This window comes from Ferrovibrio sp. (assembly GCF_017994015.1).
Classification (GTDB): domain Bacteria; phylum Pseudomonadota; class Alphaproteobacteria; order Ferrovibrionales; family Ferrovibrionaceae; genus Ferrovibrio.
Window position 1 is genome coordinate 38433 of the sequence record NZ_JAGOLP010000010.1, and the last position, 21795, is coordinate 60227.

Here is a 21795-nt window from a genome sequence, read left to right on the forward strand (position 1 = left end):
CGTCTCAGCGTTTCAGGGCTTCGGCGCTACGCACCAGGCGGATGAATTCTGCCCGCCAGCCACCTGGATCGTTGCCCTTGCCCGCCTCGGCCAAAGCCGCCACCTGAGCCAGATTGAAGCCGTTCAGGTAGGGGTCGCCGCGCAATGCCTGCGAGAATCCGGCCACAGCAGCGGCGAAACGCAGATCAACCGGGGCTGTTGCGGCCGTGTAGCCATCACGCTCCAGCACAGCCCGCGCCAGTTCGCGGCTTTCAGCTTCGCCCGGCCGCTTGTAGCGCAGGCGCACAAAGGCGATCTCGTCCCCGGCGCCGGCCCCGGCAGCAGCCGGCTTGGCGGCCTCCGGAGCGGGCGCGTAACGCAGCGGATCAAGCCGCTGCCCCTTGCCGCCTGGCGCTGTGATCTCGTAAAGCGCCGTGACACGGTGGCCATCACCAATTTCGCCCGCATCCACAGCATCATTCTTGAAATCCTCGCGCCGCAGGGCGCGAGTTTCGTAGCCGATCAACCGGTATTCAGCCACGCGGGCCGGATTGAATTCGACCTGAAGCTTCACATCATCGGCAATCGGCACCAGGGCAGCATCGATCTGATCCACCAGCACGCGACGCGCCTCTTCCAGGCTATCGATATATGCCGCACTGCCATTCCCGGCCTGGGCCAGTGTCTGCATCATGCTGTCGTTCAGATTGCCCAGCCCAAAACCCAGAACCGAGAGATAGATGCCGCTCTTGCGCTTGGCGGCGACAAATGCTTGCAGGCTGGGTGCATCCACGGTGCCGATATTGAAATCGCCATCGGTCATCAGGATCACGCGGTTGGCAGCGCCGGCAACAAAACCGCTTTCGGCCTCGCTATAAGCCAGCCGCAGGCCATCACTGCCGAACGTGCCGCCACTGGCCGCCAGGCCATCAATGACACGCTCGATTCTGGCACGCTCCGCCACCTTGGTGGAAGCCAGCTGCACCGCAGTGCCATTGGCATAGGTGACGATGGCAACCCTATCTTCTGGCCGCAGCGCAGCCAGCATCTGACGCATCGCAGCCTGAGCCAGTGGCAACCTGTCAGCCGGCGCCATCGAGCCGGATACGTCGACCAGAAAGGTGATGTTTGCCACCGGGCGTTGCTGCAGGCCGGCCGGGCTATAGCCTTGCAGGCCGATCCGCAACAGCCGGCTATGCTCGTTCCACGGTGTCGGCATCAGCGCCACATCGATGGCAAAGGGTGTGCTGGCATCGCGCGGCTTGGCATAGTCATAGGCGAAGTAGTTGATCATCTCCTCGCTGCGCAATGCCTGCACCGGCGGCAGGCGTCCCTCGCGCAGGAAACGCCGCACCAAGGCATAGGATGCCGTGTCCACATCCACGCTGAAGGTGGAAACCGGCGCATCGGCCACGCTGCGCACCGGATTGGCCGGCGCGTTGGCATAGCGATCCTGGGTCGGCATGGCGTGCCCACCCATTACCACTGGCGCTGCGGCGATATATGGCCCGGGCACAAAACGGCCACGCTCCGCGGCAGGCGCCGCCGATGCAGCGGCTGGCAGGCTGGCTGCCATGGGAGCGGTAGCTTGTGCCGGCACCACGGCGCCGGCTGAAGCGGAACTGCTGGTAGCACTGTTTTCCGGGGCTTTTTCGCAGGCCGTCATGGCCAAACCGGCCATTATCAGGGCGGCAAAAGCGGCCGCCATATTACGATTACTGTGCATGGGCACCTCCCTGGTTGAAACCGCTGGGAGCATGCGATCCGAATTGTGGCGCAATCGCGCCACCGGCCTGGCAAGATTGTGTTATGCGTTATTCACTCGCCCTTGTGGCGAAAATACCACATTGCCCTCTCGCTATTTCTGCAAAATGCCGAGCGCCGTGGAACCACGTATTTCCAGCTTTTTCACCACAACTTCACCGGTGGCTGAATTTTCCAGCCAGACAGCAGAATATTCCTCACTCAAGCTGCCTTTTACGACATATCTCGCATTCGGTTCAGGGGTGAATTCGATATCGCCGGTGATCTCGTAGATCTTGTTCAGCAGTTCCAGGATTGGTGCCCCGTATTGCCGCCTGCCTTTCAAGGTGAATTTTGCCGGCTGGGCGGGGATAGAACGGGATAATGCTACTGGTGTCTGGGCAAAACCCTGTCCGTGATTTGCCATACGCGTGCCGACAATACTGTCATCGATTTGTCGGTCATTGATCGCGCTGAGAACAAAGAAATCAGCACTTACACCGCTACGCTGGCTGTAGCTGTCGGCAACCATGGCAACAGGGCCGGTATAGCCTTCGGGGATCGGGTTATGCGTGCAGGCAGCGAGAAAAATCAGGAATGCTGAAATTACACCTAACCGGAACATGCTTGCCTCTAAATTTACCGCTTAAGAGGTAAATTTCGCAGGAAGTGCATTCCTTTACAAGAATTTTTATTACCGCCCATCCAATAGAAAGAGCGCCTGAACAACTCAGGCGTTCTTACAACACTCGTCAGGCCGCGCGGTGCCGGCCCCGGCCTGTGCCGGCCTTGCCGGCGCCCTTGGCACCGGGATCGTCCTCGAACAATTCGGCCAGGCGCTCCATCATCACGCCGCCAAGCTGCTCGGCATCCACGATGGTGACGGCGCGGCGATAATAGCGCGTCACATCATGGCCGATGCCGATGGCGGTGAGTTCCACCGGCGAGCGGCGCTCGATCCATTCGATTGTTTCGCGCAGGTGGCGGTCGAGGTAATTGCCCGGATTGACCGAGAGTGTGCTGTCATCCACCGGCGCGCCATCCGAAATCACCATCAGGATGCGGCGCTGCTCCGGCCGGGCGATCAGCCGGTCATGCGCCCACATCAGCGCCTCGCCGTCGATATTTTCCTTCAGCAGGCCCTCGCGCAGCATCAGGCCGAGATTGCGCCGGGCGCGGCGCCAGGGCGCATCGGCGCTCTTGTAGACAATGTGGCGCAGATCGTTGAGGCGGCCGGGCTGGGCTGGCTTGTTTTCGTTGAGCCAGCGTTCACGGCTCTGGCCGCCCTTCCAGGCGCGCGTGGTGAAGCCGAGGATCTCCACCTTCACTGCGCAGCGCTCCAGGGTACGGGCCAGGATATCGGCGCACATTGCCGCCACCGTGATCGGGCGGCCGCGCATCGAGCCGGAATTGTCGATCAGCAGTGAAACGACCGTGTCGCGGAAATCGGTTTCCTTCTCTTCCTTGTAGCTCAGCGACAGCGTGGGATTGGCGACAATCCGGGCCAGCCGGGCGGCATCAAGGATGCCTTCCTCAAGATCAAAATCCCACGAGCGGGTCTGCTTGGCGAGCAGGCGGCGTTGCAGCCGGTTGGCCAGCCGGCCAACCACGCTTTGCAGATGATTGAGCTGCTGATCGAGATGATTGCGCAGCCGGCCCAGTTCGTCGGAATCGCAGAGATCGTCGGCGCCCACCACTTCGTCGAACTGCTTGGTGAACGCCTTGTAGGCCGCCTCGCGGTTATGGCCCATCATGTCGCTGCTGGGCGGGCGGCGGCCCTTGCCGGCTTCTTCGCCGGAACCGGCAACCTGCTGCTCCATGCCGGCTTCGGCTTCCATCTCGGCGGCATCGCCGCCGCCGGCATCGGAAGCATCGGCCTGCTGCTCGCCCTGGGCCGAGGATTCGCCATCCTGGCTTTCCTCGCCCTCAGACTGGCTCTGCGGCTGCTGGCCCTGATTTTCCTGGTCGGATTCGTCGTCATCCTCCGACATGTCGCCGCTTTCCTCGTCGGCGAGATCAAGATCCTTGATCAGTTTGCGCGCCAGCTTGGCGAAGGCGCGCTGGTCCTTGATCGAATCGAACAGCCGGTCGAGATCGGCGCCACCCTTTTCCTCGATGAACGGGCGCCACATTTCCACCATGCCGCGCGCCGCTTCCGGGATCGGCAGCCCGGTCAGCCTTTCGCGCGCCAACAGGCCAACCGCTTCAGCCAATGGTGCCTCGGAGCGATCCTTCACCTTGGCGAAGCCACGGCTGCGGCAGCGCTCGTCCAGCGCGGCGGAGAGATTGCTGGCCATGCCGGGCATGCGGTTGGCGCCCAGCGCCTCTACCCGGGCCTGCTCCACGGCATCGAACACAGCGCGTGCGGTGCCGCCCTGCGGCAGCAGCTTGGAATGCAGCTTGTCGTCATGATGCCTGAGCCGCAACGCCATCGAATCGGCCAGGCCGCGCAATTGCGCCACCTCGGCCGCCGGCAGATCCCGTGCCGGCACCGGCAGGCGGGCGCGCAGGCCACGCAGGCCCGGCGTTTCCGGGCCGAAGCTGACCTGCAATTCGCGCTCGCCGGCAATCGAGCGCGTGGCATTACCCAGCGCCCGCTTGAACGGCTCGATCGGCGACTCGGCTTTGTTGGCCATGTTACTTCAGGTCGAGCTTCGCAGCGGTCTCGGGCAGTTCCTCGCCAAAGCAGCGCTGATAATATTCCGCCACAGTGGCACGCTCCAGTTCGTCACACTTGTTGAGGAAGGTGACACGGAAAGCAAAGCCGATGCTGCCGAAGATGCGGGCATTTTCGGCCCAGGTGATCACGGTGCGCGGGCTCATCACGGTGGAGATATCGCCGTTGATGAAGCCGGAGCGGGTCAGCTCGGCCACCGCCACCATCTGCGCGATGGCCTTGCGGCCGGCGGCATCCTGGTAGCTCGGCGACTTGGCCACCACGATGGCCACTTCATCATCGGCCGGCAGATAGTTCAGCGTGGTGACAATCGACCAACGGTCCATCTGGCCCTGGTTGATCTGCTGCGTGCCATGATACAGGCCGGTCGTGTCGCCCAGGCCGATGGTGTTGGCGGTGGAGAACAGGCGGAAAGCCTTGTGCGGGCGGATGACACGATTCTGGTCGAGCAAGGTCAGCTTGCCCTCCACTTCCAGCACACGCTGGATCACAAACATCACATCCGGGCGACCGGCGTCATATTCGTCGAATACCAGCGCGACCGGCGATTGCAGCGCCCAAGGCAGGATGCCTTCGCGGAATTCGGTCACCTGCTTGCCATCGCGCAGCACGATGGCATCCTTGCCCACCAGATCGATGCGGCTGATATGGCTGTCGAGATTGACACGCACGCAGGGCCAGTTGAGCCGCGCCGCCACCTGCTCGATATGGGTGGATTTGCCGGTGCCGTGATAACCCTGCACCATGACGCGGCGGTTATAGGCAAAGCCGGCCAGGATCGCCAGCGTGGTTTCGCGGTCGAAGCGATAGGTCGAATCAAGATCAGGCACATGCTCTGAACGGTGCGAGAAACCCGGCACCATCATGTCGCTGTCAAAACCGAACACGTCGCGCACGGAAATCTTCACATCCGGCAGGTCGGGCATGCCGGCACCGCTAAAGGGAGCATTCACAGGCTTGGTCTGAATGGCCGTCATCGTCACTTCTCTTTGGCTATCTTTTTTGGTCTGGGTCTCAGAAACAGGCTTCCCGGGATATCAGGCTCAAGTATAGCCCCGGGTTTCGAGATAGGCATAGGCTTGGTTGATGGTTTTCAGCCTTTCCTCGGCTTCGCGGTCGCCACCATTGGCATCCGGATGGTATCGCTTCACCATCACCTTGTATTGCGCCTTGATATCGGCCCAGCGCAAAGGCGGTTTCAGGGCCTGAAGGTCAAAATCCAGTTCCAGCAGGGCTTCGCGCTCGCGCGGCTCAAAAACCGGCTCGGCCCGGTGGCGCCGCCCGGCATTCAGCACAATGCCCACATCGGCCAGGATGCCGAGATCGTCCTTGACCCAGACCTGCGGCTCCTCGCCGCCATGTTCGGCCGATTTGGTGCCGAAGGTCCAGGTCGGGCGATGCCCGATCACATCTTCGCGCTGGTATTGCTCCACTTCCTCCGGGCTCATGCCGCGGAAAAAATCCCAGCCGAGATTATATTGGCGCACATGTTCCAGGCAGAACCAATAGCGGCCATCGCGTGGTTCACGGCTTTTTGGCGCCGGAAAGCGCCCTTCCTGGCGACATTCCGGATGATTGCAGACATGCAGCCGCGCATTCAGGCCCTCGGCGGATTCCGCCTCGGCGCCAATAAAATGCCCTTCGCGTGCTGTCTGCCGCGCTGATCGTGCCCGTGCCATGGCGCAAGAGTATGGGACCAAGGCGGTGCATGGCAAGGCGAAGCCGCGCTTGACAGGGGCGACAACGCCACTTAAGCGGGTCGGCATGAGCATCCAGGACCGCATCCGCACCAAGCTGACCGAAGCCCTCCAGCCAACCCGGCTGGAAATTGAGGATCAATCCAGCCAGCATGCCGGTCATGCCGGCATGAAAGGATTGAAACCCGAGGAAACCCATTTTGCCGTGGCGGTGGTTTCCACCGCCTTCCAGGGCCAGGGCCGCGTGGCACGGCAAAGGCTGATCTACAAATTGCTGGCCCAGGAACTGGCCGATGGGGTACATGCCCTGGCGCTGACGGCGCTGACGCCAGAGGAAGCTGGAAAAACCCTGTAATCTGGTTCCTTCCTTCAGAATATATACTTTTATAAGGCAATAATAACCGAGCACAACTTTTTGTTTGCCCTGGCGCTCAGCATATATTAAATGTTGTGCTTATGACGCAGACACACCCCAATACTTCTGCCACCGGCCTGCCAAAGCAGCCCCAGCGCCCCAGTCTGGTCACGCGCAATATCCGGCTGGGCCAGATGCGCACCAGTGTGCGGCTGGAGCGGATCGAATGGCAGGCGCTGGATGTGATCTGCCGCCTCGAAGGGGTTGACCGGCATGGCTTTGCCGCCGTCGTGCAGGCCGATCCGCGGCGCAGCGAAAACACCCTGACCTCACGGCTGCGCAGCGCCATCCTGGCTTATTACATGGCGGCGGCCGGGCTGGAGCATCATTCCAGGGCGAGCAGCAGCAGTAGGGGCAAAGTGGCAAACGAGATCAGGGTGGATACCACCACCAATCCCGCCACTGCCGCCGGATCGCGATTGTAGCGCGCGGCAAAAATCGCGTTCATCACCGCCACCGGCATGGCGCATTGGATAATCAGCACACCACGCGCCACCCCGGTAAGGCCAAAGGCCCAGGCCAGCGCCACTCCCACAGCCAGGCCGAAACCGAGCCGCAAAGCGGTGAGCAGCAGCGCCACCCGCAATTCAGTGACACGCAGATTGGCCAGCGACACACCCAGCGTGAGCATCATGAGCGGGATGGCAATCGAGCCGGCAGTTTCCAGGCTGCGCATCAGGAAGAGCGGTAATTCGACCTGAAAGATGTTGCCCAGCGCCGCCAGCGGCACGGCATAAACCACCGGCGAGCGCGCCACCTCGCGCCAATTGCCGCGTCCGGCATAAATCGATTGCCCAACGGCAAAATTGCCGAAAGACGTGATGGCGAAAAAGACCAGGCCGAGCGCCAGGCCGGGCGCCCCGAAGGCAAACAGGCACAGCGACAGGCCGGCATTGCCGGTATTCGGAAAACCCAATGAGGGCAGAAAACTGCGCATCGGCAGCTTCAGCAGATACAGCGCCGCCGCGCCCAGCAACAGGAAACTGCTCAATGCGAGCAAAGTGGCCAGGGCCATCAGGCCGAGATCGTCGCGGCTGATATCGGCCTTGATCAAAGTGGCAATCACCAGGCAGGGCGTGCCGATATTGGTGGCCAGCAGGCCGATACTATCCGTGGGGAAGGGCAGCCGGCGCTTGGCCCAGATGAAGCCGAGGCCGGCCAGCACAAAGATCGGCGCAATCACCGCAAAAATTTCCGCCATCATCGCCACGGGCTATTCCCCGCCGCTCTGCAACGGAGTCAGTTTCAGCACGGTGATCTGGTTGCGCTGGCGCCGCAGCACCTCGAAGCGGAAATCGTGAAACACAAAAACCTGGCCCTGATCCGGGATCACCTGCGCCTCATGCAACACCAGCCCGGCGATGGTGGTGGCATCATCATCCGGCAGATGCCAATCAAATTGCCGGTTGAGATCGCGGATCGTGGCGGTGCCATCCACCATCAGCGTGCCATCGGCCTGCAAACGGTAGATACGATTGGCGGTATCGTGTTCGTCGCGGATATCGCCGACGATTTCCTCCAGGATATCCTCCAGCGTCACCAGGCCGAGGATGGCGCCATATTCATCCACCACCAGGGCAAAATGGGCGCGGCGCTGGCGGAAGGCATTGAGCTGCTCACGCAACGTGGTGGTTTCAGGCACAAACCAGGGCGGCAGCAATAGCTTGGCCAGATCAAGCCGCGCCTCATCAAAATTCAGGCTATGCAATTCGCGCAGCAGATTCTTGGCATGCAGCACGCCGATGACATTCTCCGGTTCGCCCTGCCAGACCGGAATCCGGGTATGGCGCGAGGCCAGCACCTGGGCAACAATCTCAGCCGGAGGCAAAGCGGCATCCAGCATTTCCATCTTGCGCCGATGCACCATCACATCGCCGACCGGCACCTCGTCCAGATCAAGGATCGAACCAAGCATGTCGCGTTCATGCTTGACCAAAGCGCCCTGCCCGGCAGTTTCCTGCAACTGATGCCGCAGCGCCTCGGTGGCGCTCTGCTCGCGCACCGGCAGGCTTTCACGCGGCCCCCGCGAACGGAGCCAGCGCAGCAAGGCCGCACGGATCAGCCGGACCAGACGGAGGATGCGACCGGTCATATGCGAGATCCGGTCATGTGCGAGGTCCGGTCATAGGCGAAGCCGGCTCATGCCTGCCGCAACATGGTCGGGCCACCATCGGATGCTGCTTGGGGCAATTCATCCCGCAGCAGCGCCAGCACCGCTGGTGCGGTCACGTCGTTGCGCTGCACGGCATGGCCCAGGGCCTCGGCCAGAATGAATACCAGCTTGCCATCCTGCACCTTCTTGTCCTGCTGCATGTGATGCAGCAGGGTTTCGGCACTGAAGCCAGAGGCGCCATCCACATCGGCCAGGCCGGCCGGCAGGCCGCTCTGGCGCAGATGCGCCTGCACACGCGGCGCCAAAGCCGCATCGCACAGGCCAAGCCGGCCGGAAAGCTGGAATGCCAGCACCATGCCCACGGCCACGCCCTCGCCATGCAGCAGGCGGGCGGAATAGCCGGTTTCAGCTTCCAGCGCATGGCCAAAAGTGTGACCCAGATTAAGCAGCGCGCGTTCGCCTTCCTCGCGTTCATCGGCCGCCACGATCCGCGCCTTGTGGGCGCAGCAGCGCGCCACGGCTTCGGCGCGCAAGGCCTTGTCGCCGGCCAGCAGGGCAGCACCATTGGTTTCCAGCCAGGCATAGAAACCGGCATCGCCGAGCAGGCCGTATTTCACCACTTCGGCATAGCCGGCGCGCAATTCACGCGGCGGCAGCGTATCCAGCGCATCAATATCGGCCAGCACCAGACGGGGCTGGTGGAAGGCGCCGATCAGGTTTTTGCCATAGGGCGAGTTGATCGCGGTTTTGCCACCCACGCTGCTATCCACCTGGGCCAGCAGGCTGGTGGGAATCTGGATAAAATCCACGCCACGGCGCAGGATCGAGCAGGCAAAGCCAACCAGATCGCCGATCACGCCGCCGCCCAGCGCAATGACATGATCGCGGCGTTCCACCTTATGCGCCAGCAGCGCATCACAAACCCGCTCCAGCCCGGCAAAACTTTTCTGCCCCTCGCCCGGCGCCAGGATCACCGTTTCATGGCGGATTCCGGCGCCATCCAGCGCCGCCTGCAACGGCGCCAGGCGGTGCCGCGCCACATTCTCGTCGGTCACGATCACGGTGAAAGGCCGACGCAGGATCGGCGCGATCAACTGGCCGGCATTGGCGATCAGCCCGGCGCCGACATGGATGTCGTAGCCACGCTGGCCAAGTTCAACGCGGATGCGATGCGGCTGACTCATGGTCTCAATCCCCGTCGGTTTCGGCCACAGCCTGGGCGCTATAGCCCGGCGGCAATTCAGCGATGATACGCTCCACCACGCCCTCATGCGGCCCATCGCCGGTCAGCACGGTCAGGTCAGATTCGGCATAAACCGGATAACGCTGCTCCATCAGCCGCGCCAGCACGCTGCGCGGATCGCCCTGCTGCAACAGCGGCCGGTTGCCGCGCCGGGCGCAGCGTTTAACCAGCACGTCCAGCTCGGCCTTGAGCCAGATCGACAGGCCACGCTCGCGGATGCGGGCGCGGGTCTCATCATTCATGAAAGCACCGCCACCTGTGGCCAGCACGATCGGCGATTGTTCCAGCAGCCGAGCAATGACGCGGCGCTCGCCATCACGGAAGGCGGCTTCGCCATGTTCGGCAAAAATATCCGGGATGCTGGCACCGGCCGCCTTCTCTATTTCGGCATCGGCATCAAAAAACGGCAAGCCAAGCCGCATCGCCAGGCGCTTGCCGACCGAACTCTTGCCGGCGCCCATCAGGCCAACCAGCACCAGGCTGCGCAGCGGCATATTTTCTGCCCGGGCAGCCGCCTCTGACGGACTGGGTAATTCGGTTGCTTGCACACGATCCTCTTTGCTTGGCCTCTTTGCTTGGCCCCGGAGCCGGCCTTGGCCTTGCGGGCCGATTGCTAGGCCCGAGCCGGAACGGTAGAATACTTGAACCGTTCGTTAATTCAAACGCGGGCGGATTTTGCTGTTTGAGGTTGCCATGAGTCGCCTGCTGCTGATTTTCCTTGCCGTTCTGGTGCTGATTGTTGCCGGTGGCGGCATTTTCCTTGCCACCTGGAACATTCCGGCGCCAACAGCGCGGGTTGAGAAAACCATTCCAAACGACCGATTGGGGAAATAATCATGCGCAGGCTGTCCGTTTCCTGCCCGGTACGGGGCTTGCCCGGCCTGGCGCTCCTGGCCAGCCTTGCCCTGATCACGGCTCCCGCCCAGGCCCAGCCGGTGCGGCTGACGCCAGCGCCCTCGGCCACACCAGCCCCGGTCGAGAATCCTGCCCCCGGCACGGACCAGGTCAATACTGCCCCGGCGCCCATACCGGCACCGGCAGCCACACCGGCTGCTGCCGAGACAAAGCCGGCCGAGACTCCGGCCCCTAGCAGTAATACTGGTGGCAATGGCGGCGTGCAGATCGAGGCGTTGAAGGCGCCCGATCCATCCAGTGCCGGCCTGCTGGCGGAAGACAATGGCGGCCTTGGGCCGCGCATGTGGAGCAATACCAGCCGGGCGCAGGCCGAGCGTGTCATCACCCTGCTGCCGGCCCCGGTCGCCTCGCCCGGCCTGCGCCAGTTGCAGCGCCGCCTGCTGCTCAGCATCGCCGAAGCGCCAGGCGGCGGCCAGGCGGCGCCGAGCCTGCTCGGCCTGCGCGTGGAACAGCTTTATCGTCTTGGCGCCGTAACCGAGGCGGCGCAATTGGGCATGCCACGCCCGGCCATGCTGCGTGATGCGGTGTTCACCCGTCTGCCGATTGATCAGGCACTGCTCAGGCACGATATCAACGCCGCCTGTAGCCTGGGCGCACAAGCCTTGCGCGAGGATGCCGCCGCCCCCGCTTGGCTGCGGCTGGCGGTGCTGTGCCGCTACAAGGCCGGCGATATTTCCGGTGGCGACCTGGCGCTGAGCCTATGGCGCGACCAAGGCGGCGAGGATCGGGGTTTTCAGGTTCTGGCTGCTGCCTTGCGCGGCGATGACCGCGCCAAGGTGGAAAGCCTGGGCCATGATGCCCTGGCCGTGACCATGCTGCGCGAGGCCAAGCGGCCGCTGCCGCAGGGTAGCCTGGATGTGGCGCCGGCTGCCCTGCTGCCGGCGATTGCCGAATTGCCTGATCTGGAACCCGATACCAGGTTGCAGGCCCTGGAACGCGGCGTGGCTTTGGGCGCGGTGCCGCTGGCGCGGCTGATTTCGGCATACAGCCAGCTGGATATCAGCGAAGCACAGCGCGCCGATATCGCCGCCGGCAAGATCAAGGGCGCGCGCGCGGCTGCCGCTCTGTTTCAGCAGGCGCGTGAACTCACCTTGGGCCCGGCCCGGGCCGAAGCCCTGAAGCGCGCCTATGAACTGGCCGTGGCACGCGGCACCTTGTTTGTCACTGCCGCTGCTTTGCGCGACAGCCTGCGTGACCTGCCGGCCGGGCCGGAAAGCCAGGAAGCCGCACCCGCTGTGATCCGCCTGGCCCTGGCGGCCGGCGAAACCGGCACGGCGCGGCTGTGGCGCAACACGCTGCTGAGCCAGGGTGATGCTGCGGCACAGGCCGGCATGGCACGCATCTGGCCCCTGCTGCTACTGGCCGAAACACCCGCCAGCACCTGGCCGGCACAACAATATGAAGCCTGGATTGCCGCTTTGGGCGACCTGCCGGCGCCACGCAAGGCGGCGTTGCAAGCCCTGGTGCTGATCCTGGCCGAAGCCAGCGGCGTGGCCGTGCCGGCAGAAACCTGGCAGGCTTTGGCGCAACCCGGCCTGGATTCTGCCGGCAATGCCCCGCCGGTGGCCTATTGGCGCAATCTGCTGCGCGCTGCCGAAAGCGGCAGCCGCGGTGAAACCGTGGCCCTGGCGCTGGTGCTGCTGGGTGGCGACGGCATGGCCAAGGCCGATCCGGCCAGCCTGGCCACCGCCTTTGGCGCGCTCAAGCGGGTGCGCCTGGAAACCGAAGTACGCGCCCTGGCCCTGGAAGCGGCATTGGCGCGCGGCCTCTGATCTTGCGCGGCCAGCGCCATATCGAGACTTTCCTGGAAATGCTGGGTGCCGAGCGCGGCCTGGCCCGGAATTCTCTTGAAGCCTATGCCAACGATCTGGCCGATTTCAGCGGCTTCCTGATCGCGCAGAATGAAAACCCCGAGCAAGTTGGCGCTGCCGCGCTGCGCCGGTATGTGCAGGGCCTGAGTGATGCCGGGCTGAAACCCGCCACCCTGGCGCGGCGGCTTTCGGCGCTGCGGCAATTCTTCCGTTTCCTGGCCAGCGAAGGCATCCGGGCCGACGATCCTTCGGCCTTGCTGGATGCGCCCAAGCGGGGCCGGCCGCTGCCCAAGCTGCTGAGCGAGGCCGAGGTGGATCGGCTGCTGGCCGAAGCGCGGCGGCTACGCGACGATCCGGCCGAAAGCGCCCGGCTGACCGCCTTGCTGGAAATCCTCTATGCCACCGGCCTGCGGGTGAGCGAATTGGTGGGGCTGCGTTTCCCGCCCTTTGGCGACGATCCGCGTTTCCTGCTGGTGCGCGGCAAGGGCAACAAGGAACGGCTGGTGCCACTGAGCGCACCGGCCCGCACCGCCTTGATGGATTACGCCAAGGACTGGCGCGGCGAATTCATAACCGCCAGGCAGGCATCGCCCTGGCTGTTCCCGTCGCGCGGCGAAAGCGGCCATCTGACCCGGCAGCGTTTTGGCCAGTTGCTGAAAGACCTTGCTGTTGCAGCCAAGATCGATCAGGCCAAGGTGTCGCCGCATGTTTTGCGCCACGCCTTTGCCAGCCATCTGCTGGCACATGGCGCCGATCTGCGCGCCGTGCAGAAGATGCTGGGCCATGCCGATATCAGCACCACGCAGATCTACACCCATGTGCTGGAAGCGCGGAAACAGGCACTGGTGCAGGCGCATCACCCGCTGGCCCGAGGCAGAAGCCCCGCCGGGGTCAAAGAGTAGCTCTTGCCAAGCTCCCGCCGGTTCGTTAGCAGTTGCAGCAGACCAGCAGGGAGACTTAACGCGCCATGAGCTTCAAAACCGTCACCCAAACCACGCCCCGGCTCAACCGCTGCGAATTGGCGGTGCCTGGCTCCAGCGTCAAACTATTTGAAAAAGCAGCCAAATCCGCTGCCGACGTGGTGTTCCTGGACCTTGAGGACGCGGTGGCGCCCGACGACAAGCCGCAGGCGCGAAAGAATATTGTGCAGGCGCTGCATGATATTGACTGGGGCAACAAGGCCCTCAGCGTGCGGATCAACGGCCTGGATACGCATTACATGTACCGCGATGTGGTGGATGTGGTGGAGCAGGCCGGCGACAAGCTGCACCTGATCATGGTGCCCAAGGTGGGCACCGCCGCCGATATCTACGCCGTGGACATGCTGCTGACCCAGATCGAGACCGCCAAGGGCTTCAAGCGCCGCATCGGCATCGAAGCGATTATCGAAACCGCTTTGGGCATGCAGAATATCAACGAGATTGCCGCCGCCAGCCCGCGCCTGGAAAGCCTGCATTTCGGCGTGGCGGATTATGCCGCCAGCACCCGCGCCCGCACCACCTCCATCGGCGGCCCGAACGCGTTGTATGGTGTGCTGACCGACAAGGACGGCGACAAGCCGCGCGACTATTTCTGGGGCGATATGTGGCATTACGCCATCAGCCGCATGGTGGTGGCGGCTCGCGCCAACGGCATCCGCCCGATTGATGGCCCGTTCGGCGATTTCTCCGATGCGGAAGGCTACAAGGCGCAAGCCAACCGCGCCGCCATTCTCGGCTGTGAAGGGAAATGGGCGATCCATCCGAGCCAGATTCCGCTGGCCAACGAGGTTTACACCCCGCCGGAAGCCGAAGTGGCCAAGGCGCGGCGTATTCTGGAAGCCATGGCCAAGGCACAGGCCGATGGCCTGGGCGCGGTGGCGCTGGATGGCAAGCTGATCGACATTGCCTCGATCCGCCAGGCCGAAGCCCTGGTGCAGCAATACGAGCTGATCAAGCGCGGCTGATTTTCACTCTTTGAAGTGCCGGCACAGCGCCAGCACCAGCACCAGACCAAGCAACAGGGCCGCGATCTCCGACCAGGGGCGCGGCCCTGATTGTGCCAGCAGGGCCAGACCGATCAGCGCCGCATTCAGCAGCGCGATCTTGCCGGCCACCGGGGCATGGGCGCCGGCCTTGCGCGCGCCCTGCTGATAAAAATGCTGGCGATGCGCCTGCCAGATGCGTTCGCGCTTCAAGGCACGGCGCAGCAGCGTGATGGTGGCATCGAACCAGTAATAGAGCGGCAGGATCAAAGCCGCCGCCCACAGGCCGCTGAGCGCTGCCTGCAACAGCAGGCCGCCGAGCAGGAAGCCCACCGGCACCGAGCCGACATCACCCATAAAAACCTGCGCCTGGCCCCAATTATAGCGCAGGAAACCCAAGCCGGCCCCGGCCACGATCAGCGCCAGCCCGGCCGGTGCGGCGCCAAACCCGGCCAAAGCCGCGCAGGCCGCCAACCCAAGCCCGATACCGACCATCTCAACGCCGGTGATGCCGTTGATGCCATCCATGAAATTGAACAGATTGACGAACCACAGCCAGGCCAGGAAACACAGCAGCCGTTCCAGCCACAAGGGCAGCCAATCCGCCAGCATGCCGCTGGCAATGCGCGCCTCGGGCGGCAATTGCCCCAACACCAGGGCCACCGCCAATGCCTGCGCCCCCATCCGCAGGCTGATCGGCAGGCCGCCCAGCCGGTCGTCAAACCAGAATAGCAGCGCCAGCACCAGAAAACCCACCAGCAGCAGGCCATTGGCGAATTGTTCGGTCAGCGTTACCCAGGGCAGGCCCAGCGCCAGCACCATCGCCACCACGGCGATGCCGCCGCCGCGCGGCGTGGGCTGGGTGTGGCTGGACCGCGCATTGGGCAGGTCTAGCACGGCGCGGGTTTTCAGCCACACGATCAGCGGCAGCAGCAGCAAAGCCGTGCCAATGCCGGCCAGGGCCGCAAAGCCGAGCGCCAGGAGCCAAGCCTCGGACCCGATCATGCCCGCTCTCCCAGCGGCTGCAACACCGCGTCATAAGCCTTGAGGCTTTCCGAGACAAAATGCTCCACAGAGAATTCCGCCTCGGCGATGGCGCGGCCGCGCCGGCCCAGGGCGCGGCGCAAATCCGCATCCAGGATCAGCCGCCGCATTGCCGCCGCTGTGGCCGCCGCATCCTGCACCGGCACCAGCAGGCCATTCTGCTCATGCCGCACCACTTCGCGGCAGCCCGGCACATCGGCGGTGATGATGGCGCGCTGGGTCGCCGCCGCCTCGATCAGGCCGCGCGGCAGGCCCTCGCGATAACTCGGCATCACGATCAGATCGGCCTGCGCCAATGTTGCCGCCATATCGGTGCTGAAACCCCAATATTCCATCAGGCCGCTATCCACCCATTGCTTCAGCCTGGCTTCGCCAATATCGGTGGGATTATCCGGATCGCGCCGGCCTACCAGCACAAAGCGCGCCGCCACACCTTCGGCCCGCAATTCTGCGGCGGCAGTGGCAAATTCATTCACGCCCTTGTCGCCCAGCAGGCGGGCCGGAAACATCACCACCGGCGCCCCATGGCTATGCTCGCTCGGCTCCGGCCGCGCTGGAAATGCCGCCATATCAACACCGCAGCCCTTGATCATGCACCAGCGCCCGGGCCGCACCATGGCATTGGCCTGGAACAGCGCCAGATCATCCGGGTTCTGGAAAATCGCCCGGCCATTCGGATGGCCAAGCGCAAAACGATACAGCCGGCGGATCACGGCACGCAGCAGCCGGGCCTTCAAATCCTGGCGGATGAACACAAAGCCCAGGCCAGTGATGGCATGCACCGCCGCCTTCACTCCGGCCAGCCGGCTGGCCATGCCGCCCCAGATCACCGGCTTCATCGACACATGATGCACCAGCATCGGCCGCAGGCGGCGCAGAAGCGCCAGCAAAGCCAGCATCAGGCGAAATTCGGCCAGCGGGTTCTGGCCGCCACGGGCCAGCGGAATTGGGTGCAGGATGAAGCCCTCGGCCTGCAACCGGGCGGCCATATCTGCATCGGGCGGCGCTGCCACATGCACTTCCCAGCCGCGCGCCAGCATGGCGCGGCCCACCGGCAGGCGGTGGGTGGCAAAAAACAATGCCTCATGGACAATGATCAGCAGGCGACGGGCCATGACCGGCTGTACCCTGCCCCTCCGGGCGGGTCAAGAGATTGACACCCCGCAGGCGGCGGGCTACCCCTGCTGCCGGTTCACCCCAGCCTGGAATTCGCCGTGACCGCTTCATTTCCGCTACCGCACAGCATCGTTGTTGTTGGCCTGGGCTATGTCGGCCTGCCGCTGGCCGTGGCGCTGGCGCGGCATTTTCCGGTGATCGGCTATGATATCGACCAGGGCCGCGTGGCGGAATTGCAGCGCGGCGAGGATCGCACCCGCGAAGTGGAAAGCGCCACTTTGCGCGCCTCGACACTGCAACTGAGCGCCGATGCCGCCACGATCAAAGGCAAGGCGCTGTATATCGTCACCGTGCCGACCCCGGTGGATGACCAGAACGAACCCGATCTGCGCCCGGTGCGCTCGGCTTCCAAAAGTGTTGGTGCTGCCATGGCCAAGGGCGCCGTGGTGGTATTCGAAAGCACGGTCTATCCCGGCGTGACCGAGGAAATCTGCGGGCCGATCCTGGCCCAGGCGAGCGGCTTGCAGCAGGGCGTGGATTTTTTCCTCGGCTATTCGCCCGAGCGCATCAATCCCGGCGACAAGGTGCATACGGTGGACAAGATCGCCAAGATCGTGGCCGGCGAGAATGCCGCCGTGGCGGCGATGCTGGCCGAGGTTTATGGCCGCGTCACCAGTGGCGGCATCCATCTGGCACCAACGATCAAAACCGCCGAGGCGGCCAAGGTGATCGAAAATGCCCAACGCGATATCAATATCGCCTTCATGAACGAGATCGCCATGATCTTCGGCAAGCTGGGCATCTCCACCCATGACGTGCTGGAAGCTGCCGGCACCAAGTGGAATTTCCTGAAATTCCAGCCCGGCCTGGTGGGCGGCCATTGCATCGGCGTTGATCCCTATTACCTGGCGCATCGCGCCCAGGCGCTGGGCCACGATCCGCGCATCATCCTGGCCGGCCGCGCCATCAATGATGGCATGAGCCGCTTTGTTGCCGAACAGGTGCATGCCGGCATGGGCGGCCCTGGTTCTGCCCCTGGCCGCGTGCTGGTGCTGGGCCTGACCTTCAAGGAAGACGTGCCCGACCTGCGCAATTCCAAGGTGGCCGATCTGGTCCGCGCATTGGAAGGCCTGGGCCATCGCGTGGCGGTGCATGATCCGCTGGCCGATCCCAACGAGGCACAGCATGAATATGGCATCATGCTGACCCCGCGCCTGGAGGGCCTGGCCGGCTTCGATGCCGTGCTCGGCGCCGTGCCGCATGAGGTCTACCGCAGCCTCAGCCCAAGCCAGCTTGCCGCCCTGGTTAAGCCTGACGGACTGGTGGCCGACCTGAAAGGCATGTGGCGCGGCCTTGAATTGCCCGCCGGCCTCAAGCGCTGGGTATTGTAAAAGCCCTGCATCCCTGAGCAACGGAACGATTGCTACCGGACAAGTTTTCGATAAAATGAGAACATGTCGGGATCATTTGTTCCGGAAACTCGCGTAAAAGTATGCATGGAAAATTGAGAGCATGTATTTTTTCTATTCCCGGCCTTGTTATGGCCGCGCTGAGCTTTGCCCTACCCCTGGCCGCAGCGGAGCCTGGCTTGCGCGGCCCGGTGGCGGTGGAGCAGGCCCGGGTGATCGATGGCGACACGCTGGAAGTGGTGGCGCTGATCTGGCTCGACCAGCGCGTCACCACCCGGGTGCGGCTGGAAGGCATCGACACGCCGGAGCGCCGCAGCCAATGCGCTGCCGAACGCGAGGCCGCCGCCGCCGCCAGCCGGCAGGCCACAGCCTGGCTGGAGCAGCATCGCAGCGTGGTGCTGCGCGACCTGATCCATGACAAATACGGCCGCCGCGTGGTGGGCCGGGTGCAAAGCGCCGATGGCAGCAGCGACCTGGGCGAAACGCTGATCGCCCAGGGCCTGGCACGCCGCTACGATGGCGGCCGCAAGCGGCCCTGGTGTTAGAATGTAACATCAGGCACTGGACTTCTGCGCCATCTCGGCCGAAATAGACGGCACAAGGAGACAATTCCATGACCGGCCAGATCGATTACCGCATCCCCGTTTCCGTCATCACCGGCTTTCTCGGCGCCGGCAAGAGCACCCTGCTCAACCGCCTGCTGCGCCATCCGGCGATGGGCGAAACCGCCGTGATCGTCAACGAATTCGGCGAGATCGGGTTGGATCATGCGCTGATCGCCTCCAGCAGCGAGGATACCGTGCTGCTGTCTTCCGGCTGCTTGTGCTGCACCGTGCGCGGCGACCTGGTGAACACTTTGCGCGAATTGATGCAGAAGCGCGAAAGCGGCGCCGTGAAACCGTTTCGCCGCGTGGTGATCGAAACCACCGGCCTGGCTGATCCGGCGCCGGTGCTGCACACGCTGATGAGCGACGCCGTGGTGGCCGAGCGTTTCCGGCTGGAAAGTGTGGTGACGCTGGTGGATGCGGTGAATGGCAGCGCCACGCTGGACAACCACATGGAAGCCGTGAAACAGGCTGCCGTGGCCGACCGCCTGGTGCTGAGCAAAACCGATCTGGCGCCTGCCGCGCTGGTGGGCGAATTGCGCCACCGCTTGCAGCATCTTAATCCCGGCGCACCGATCCTGACCGTGGTGGATGGCGAGGTGGAACCGGACAAGCTGTTTAATGCCGGGCTCTACGATCCAAGCCGCAAGAGCTACGATGTGCAGAACTGGCTGCGCGCCGAAGCCTATGGCGGCCACGACCATCACCATCATGACCACGAACATGGCCATCATCACGATCATGACCATGGGCACGATCATGGGCACGATCATGAGCACGGGCACGATGCGCATGGTCATCCGATGACCCCGGATGGCAAGCTGGATGTGAACCGGCATGATGCCTCGATCAGTTCCTTCTGCCTCACCTTCGACACGCCGTTTGAATGGAACACGCTGGCGACCTGGCTGGACCTGCTGGCGGCCTATCGCGGCGATAATCTGCTGCGCGTGAAGGGCCTGGTGAATGTGGTAGGCGTGGATCGCCCGGTGGTGGTGCATGGGGTGCAGCACATGTTCCATCCGCCTGCCACCATCCCGGCCTGGCCGGATGCCGACCGGCGCAGCAAGATCGTGTTCATCACCCGCGATCTGGGCCGCGAGGTGATCGAGCAGACCTTCTCTGCCCTGGCGCAGGCCGAGGCTGCCCCGGCTGCCAGCCTTGACACTGCGTCACACGGCACGCGCTGAGGCGATGCTGACGCCTGAACTGGCAGCGGCCATCCGCAGCATGGCCGGCACGGCGCGCGAGCGGGTGTTCAGCCTGAGTGTTGCGGGCCGGCGCTACTGGGTGAAGCGGCCGGGCCTGCCGCGCCTGCGCTCATCCGTGCTGATGCAGCGCGGCCTGGCCATGCTGTTTGGCCTGGCGGTGCTGAAACCGCCTCGTACTGGCCGCCTGGCCGATGAAGCCGCCGCCCTGCGCCACCTGCATCAGGGCGGCTGGCCGGTGCCGGACGTGGTGTTTGCCGATGCGCAATACTTGGTGCTGGGTGATGGCGGCATCAGCGTGGAAAGCCTGCTGAATGCCGAACATGACGCCACCCGGCGCCATGGCATGATTGCGGCTTGCGCCACGCTGCTGCTGCGCCTGCATGCTGCCGGCGAATGGCATGGCGGTGCACAGATTCGCAATTTCAGTTGGCGCGACGGCACGCCCGGCCTGCTTGACCTGGAAGACCATGACCTGCCGGGCATGAACCTGGCCCAGCGCCAGGCGCGCGACTGCCTGCTGCTGCTCTATTCGCTGACGCGCTATGACAGAAATCCGGCAGCCCCGCTGCTGGCACCGATTGCACTATTGCTGGTGCAGGGCGCCAGCCCGGCAGTGCAGGCCGAGCTAAGCCGGCTGCATCGCCGGCTCGGCGCACCGATCCGGCTGGCACGGCCCTGGGCGCACAAGGCCGGGCGCGATGTGCGCCAGGCATTGGCAGCAGAGGCCGCGCTGGGCGCGGCGCTGGCGCAGGTTCAAACCGGCAATCAGTAAGCCGGCTCCAGGCCAATATCGCCGACCCGCAGGCCACGCCAGTTGCTTAGCACCGGCTCCACCAGCGGCCGCAATTCATCCCGTGCGGCATTATCCAGCAGACCGAGATATTCCAGCAGGCCACCCAAAGCGGTTTGCGCGGCGCGCGCCGTGCCATCCACCACCTTGAGCGCAATGCCCAGGCCAAGCTCGGCGGAAGCTGCGGTGTAAACCCCTTCAGCGCCGGTCTTGGCAATGAAACGGCCGCCGCCGGCCTGCATCACGGCGGTGCAGAAGCGCCCGCTGCCGGCAACAAAAAACGGCTCGGCCAGCACGGCCGCCGCCAGCCGCTTTGCCGCCTTGGCGCGTTCCGGCGCCAGGCCCTGGCCGGTGACAAAACGCGCAAAGCCATAAGCCAGCTTGTTGATCGGCAAGGCCATGGTGGGCATCGAGCAGCCATCGGTGGCGAAGGCATCGGGCAGCAGCCGCACACCGCACACATCCTCGATCACCGCCGTGACCCGGCGCTGCACCGGATGATCCGGGCTGACATAGCCTTGCAAAGCCTCGCCCAGATGCTGCGCCACCGTGACCATGCCGGCATGTTTGCCCGAGCAATTGTTATGCAAGGCCGTGGGCAGCGCATGGGCGCGGGCCAGATCGCGGGCGGTTTCCTCGTGATAGGGCCAATGCGCGCCGCATTCCAGCGCCGTATGGTCCAGGCCGAGCCGGCCGAGCCAGCCGGCCACGGTTTCGGTATGGCGTGCCTCGCCGCCATGGCTGGCGCAGGCCATCGCCATTTCGGCATTGCTCAAGCCGGCGGCATCGGCGGCGCCGGATTCGATCAGCGGCAGCGCCTGGAACGCCTTGTTGGACGAGCGCGGGAAAATGATGCTTTCAACATCGCCCCAGCCAGCCACCAGCCGGCCATCGGCATCCACCACGGCGGCAATCACGGCATGGCGGCTTTCCACTTGCGCGCCGCGCCGCACTTCTACGATAAAGGGCCGCTCGCCCGGACTGGGCAGGGGACCATAGGAACCGACCATCGGCTATACTCCTGGGGTTTTCTCCGGGATACGGGCATTTTATAGCAGCAATAA

The 21795-nt window shown here is 64.1% G+C and carries 22 protein-coding genes; 10 read left to right on the top strand and 12 right to left on the bottom strand.

The window, feature by feature from the left end; genetic code table 11:
- Positions 1-4 precede the first annotated feature (4 nt).
- From KBB36_RS07765 to KBB36_RS07785, 5 genes are all read right to left on the bottom strand, one after another.
- Complete coding sequence (locus KBB36_RS07765; RefSeq protein WP_290978413.1) at positions 5-1444, bottom strand: VWA domain-containing protein; 1440 nt, start codon at positions 1442-1444, stop codon at positions 5-7.
- A 393-nt stretch (positions 1445-1837) separates the two neighbouring features.
- Positions 1838-2347, bottom strand: coding sequence for a hypothetical protein (locus KBB36_RS07770; RefSeq protein WP_290978415.1), 510 nt, complete (start codon positions 2345-2347; stop codon positions 1838-1840).
- 127 nt (positions 2348-2474) lie between these two features.
- The gene (gene cobT / locus KBB36_RS07775) at positions 2475-4358 is read right to left on the bottom strand and encodes a cobaltochelatase subunit CobT (protein WP_290978417.1); all 1884 of its coding nucleotides are present in this window, start codon (positions 4356-4358) and stop codon (positions 2475-2477) included.
- A 1-nt stretch (position 4359) separates the two neighbouring features.
- Complete coding sequence (cobS, locus tag KBB36_RS07780; protein WP_290978511.1) at positions 4360-5325, bottom strand: cobaltochelatase subunit CobS; 966 nt, start codon at positions 5323-5325, stop codon at positions 4360-4362.
- Positions 5326-5442: 117 nt separating this feature from the next.
- Entirely contained in the window at positions 5443-6078 is a 636-nt protein-coding gene (locus KBB36_RS07785; protein WP_290978419.1) for a DnaJ domain-containing protein, read from the bottom strand.
- Between the two features lie 85 nt (positions 6079-6163).
- Here KBB36_RS07785 and KBB36_RS07790 point away from each other — a divergent pair, with 85 nt between their 5' ends.
- Entirely contained in the window at positions 6164-6451 is a 288-nt protein-coding gene (locus tag KBB36_RS07790) for a BolA family transcriptional regulator (RefSeq protein WP_290978421.1), read from the top strand.
- A gap of 101 nt (positions 6452-6552) precedes the next feature.
- Positions 6553-6936: a ribbon-helix-helix domain-containing protein gene (locus KBB36_RS07795; RefSeq protein WP_290978423.1), complete on the top strand. Its 384-nt coding sequence runs from the start codon at positions 6553-6555 to the stop codon at positions 6934-6936.
- Here KBB36_RS07795 and KBB36_RS07800 read toward each other — a convergent pair.
- Genes KBB36_RS07800 through KBB36_RS07815 form a run of 4 tightly spaced genes read right to left on the bottom strand, consistent with a single transcriptional unit; the run spans position 6837 to position 10415 of the window.
- Positions 6837-7715 carry an AEC family transporter gene (locus KBB36_RS07800; protein ID WP_290978513.1) on the bottom strand — a complete coding sequence of 293 codons (879 nt, stop codon included), beginning with the start codon at positions 7713-7715 and terminating at the stop codon, positions 6837-6839. The two genes, KBB36_RS07795 and KBB36_RS07800, sit on opposite strands and share 100 nt — an antisense overlap.
- 9 nt (positions 7716-7724) lie before the next feature.
- A complete protein-coding gene (locus tag KBB36_RS07805) occupies positions 7725-8603 on the bottom strand; it encodes a transporter associated domain-containing protein (RefSeq protein ID WP_290978425.1) in 879 nt (292 codons plus the stop codon).
- Positions 8604-8650: 47 nt separating this feature from the next.
- Positions 8651-9808, bottom strand: a complete 1158-nt coding sequence (gene aroB / locus KBB36_RS07810; RefSeq protein ID WP_290978427.1) for a 3-dehydroquinate synthase — start codon at positions 9806-9808, stop codon at positions 8651-8653.
- 4 nt (positions 9809-9812) lie between these two features.
- Positions 9813-10415, bottom strand: coding sequence for a shikimate kinase (locus KBB36_RS07815; RefSeq protein WP_290978429.1), 603 nt, complete (start codon positions 10413-10415; stop codon positions 9813-9815).
- 145 nt (positions 10416-10560) lie between these two features.
- Between KBB36_RS07815 and KBB36_RS07820 the strand changes: the two genes are divergently transcribed.
- From KBB36_RS07820 to KBB36_RS07835, 4 genes are all read left to right on the top strand, one after another.
- On the top strand, positions 10561-10701 hold the full coding sequence (locus KBB36_RS07820; RefSeq protein WP_290978431.1) for a hypothetical protein: 141 nt from the start codon (positions 10561-10563) through the stop codon (positions 10699-10701).
- Positions 10702-10703: 2 nt separating this feature from the next.
- A complete protein-coding gene (locus KBB36_RS07825; protein ID WP_290978433.1) occupies positions 10704-12554 on the top strand; it encodes a hypothetical protein in 1851 nt (616 codons plus the stop codon).
- A gap of 2 nt (positions 12555-12556) precedes the next feature.
- Positions 12557-13495 (top strand): site-specific tyrosine recombinase XerD, encoded by a 939-nt coding sequence (gene xerD, locus KBB36_RS07830; RefSeq protein WP_290978436.1) that lies wholly within the window; start codon positions 12557-12559, stop codon positions 13493-13495.
- 65 nt (positions 13496-13560) lie between these two features.
- Complete coding sequence (locus KBB36_RS07835; protein ID WP_290978438.1) at positions 13561-14538, top strand: CoA ester lyase; 978 nt, start codon at positions 13561-13563, stop codon at positions 14536-14538.
- A gap of 3 nt (positions 14539-14541) precedes the next feature.
- On the opposite strand, the gene KBB36_RS07840 is transcribed toward KBB36_RS07835, so the two are convergent.
- Both KBB36_RS07840 and KBB36_RS07845 read right to left on the bottom strand, forming a co-directional pair.
- Positions 14542-15561, bottom strand: a complete 1020-nt coding sequence (locus tag KBB36_RS07840; RefSeq protein WP_290978439.1) for a glycosyltransferase family 4 protein — start codon at positions 15559-15561, stop codon at positions 14542-14544.
- Entirely contained in the window at positions 15558-16715 is a 1158-nt protein-coding gene (locus KBB36_RS07845; RefSeq protein WP_290978440.1) for a glycosyltransferase family 4 protein, read from the bottom strand. Before KBB36_RS07845 ends, KBB36_RS07840 begins: the two co-directional genes overlap by 4 nt.
- 99 nt (positions 16716-16814) lie before the next feature.
- Here KBB36_RS07845 and KBB36_RS07850 point away from each other — a divergent pair, with 99 nt between their 5' ends.
- From KBB36_RS07850 to KBB36_RS07865, 4 genes are all read left to right on the top strand, one after another.
- Positions 16815-18107, top strand: a complete 1293-nt coding sequence (locus KBB36_RS07850) for a nucleotide sugar dehydrogenase (protein WP_290978441.1) — start codon at positions 16815-16817, stop codon at positions 18105-18107.
- A 149-nt stretch (positions 18108-18256) separates the two neighbouring features.
- Positions 18257-18670, top strand: a complete 414-nt coding sequence (locus KBB36_RS07855; protein ID WP_290978442.1) for a thermonuclease family protein — start codon at positions 18257-18259, stop codon at positions 18668-18670.
- A 68-nt stretch (positions 18671-18738) separates the two neighbouring features.
- On the top strand, positions 18739-19920 hold the full coding sequence (locus tag KBB36_RS07860; protein WP_290978443.1) for a GTP-binding protein: 1182 nt from the start codon (positions 18739-18741) through the stop codon (positions 19918-19920).
- Complete coding sequence (locus KBB36_RS07865; protein WP_290978444.1) at positions 19892-20713, top strand: hypothetical protein; 822 nt, start codon at positions 19892-19894, stop codon at positions 20711-20713. The genes KBB36_RS07860 and KBB36_RS07865 overlap by 29 nt, the downstream gene beginning before the upstream one ends.
- Here KBB36_RS07865 and KBB36_RS07870 read toward each other — a convergent pair.
- Positions 20707-21741 carry an asparaginase gene (locus KBB36_RS07870; protein ID WP_290978445.1) on the bottom strand — a complete coding sequence of 345 codons (1035 nt, stop codon included), beginning with the start codon at positions 21739-21741 and terminating at the stop codon, positions 20707-20709. The two genes, KBB36_RS07865 and KBB36_RS07870, sit on opposite strands and share 7 nt — an antisense overlap.
- Positions 21742-21795: the final 54 nt, after the last annotated feature.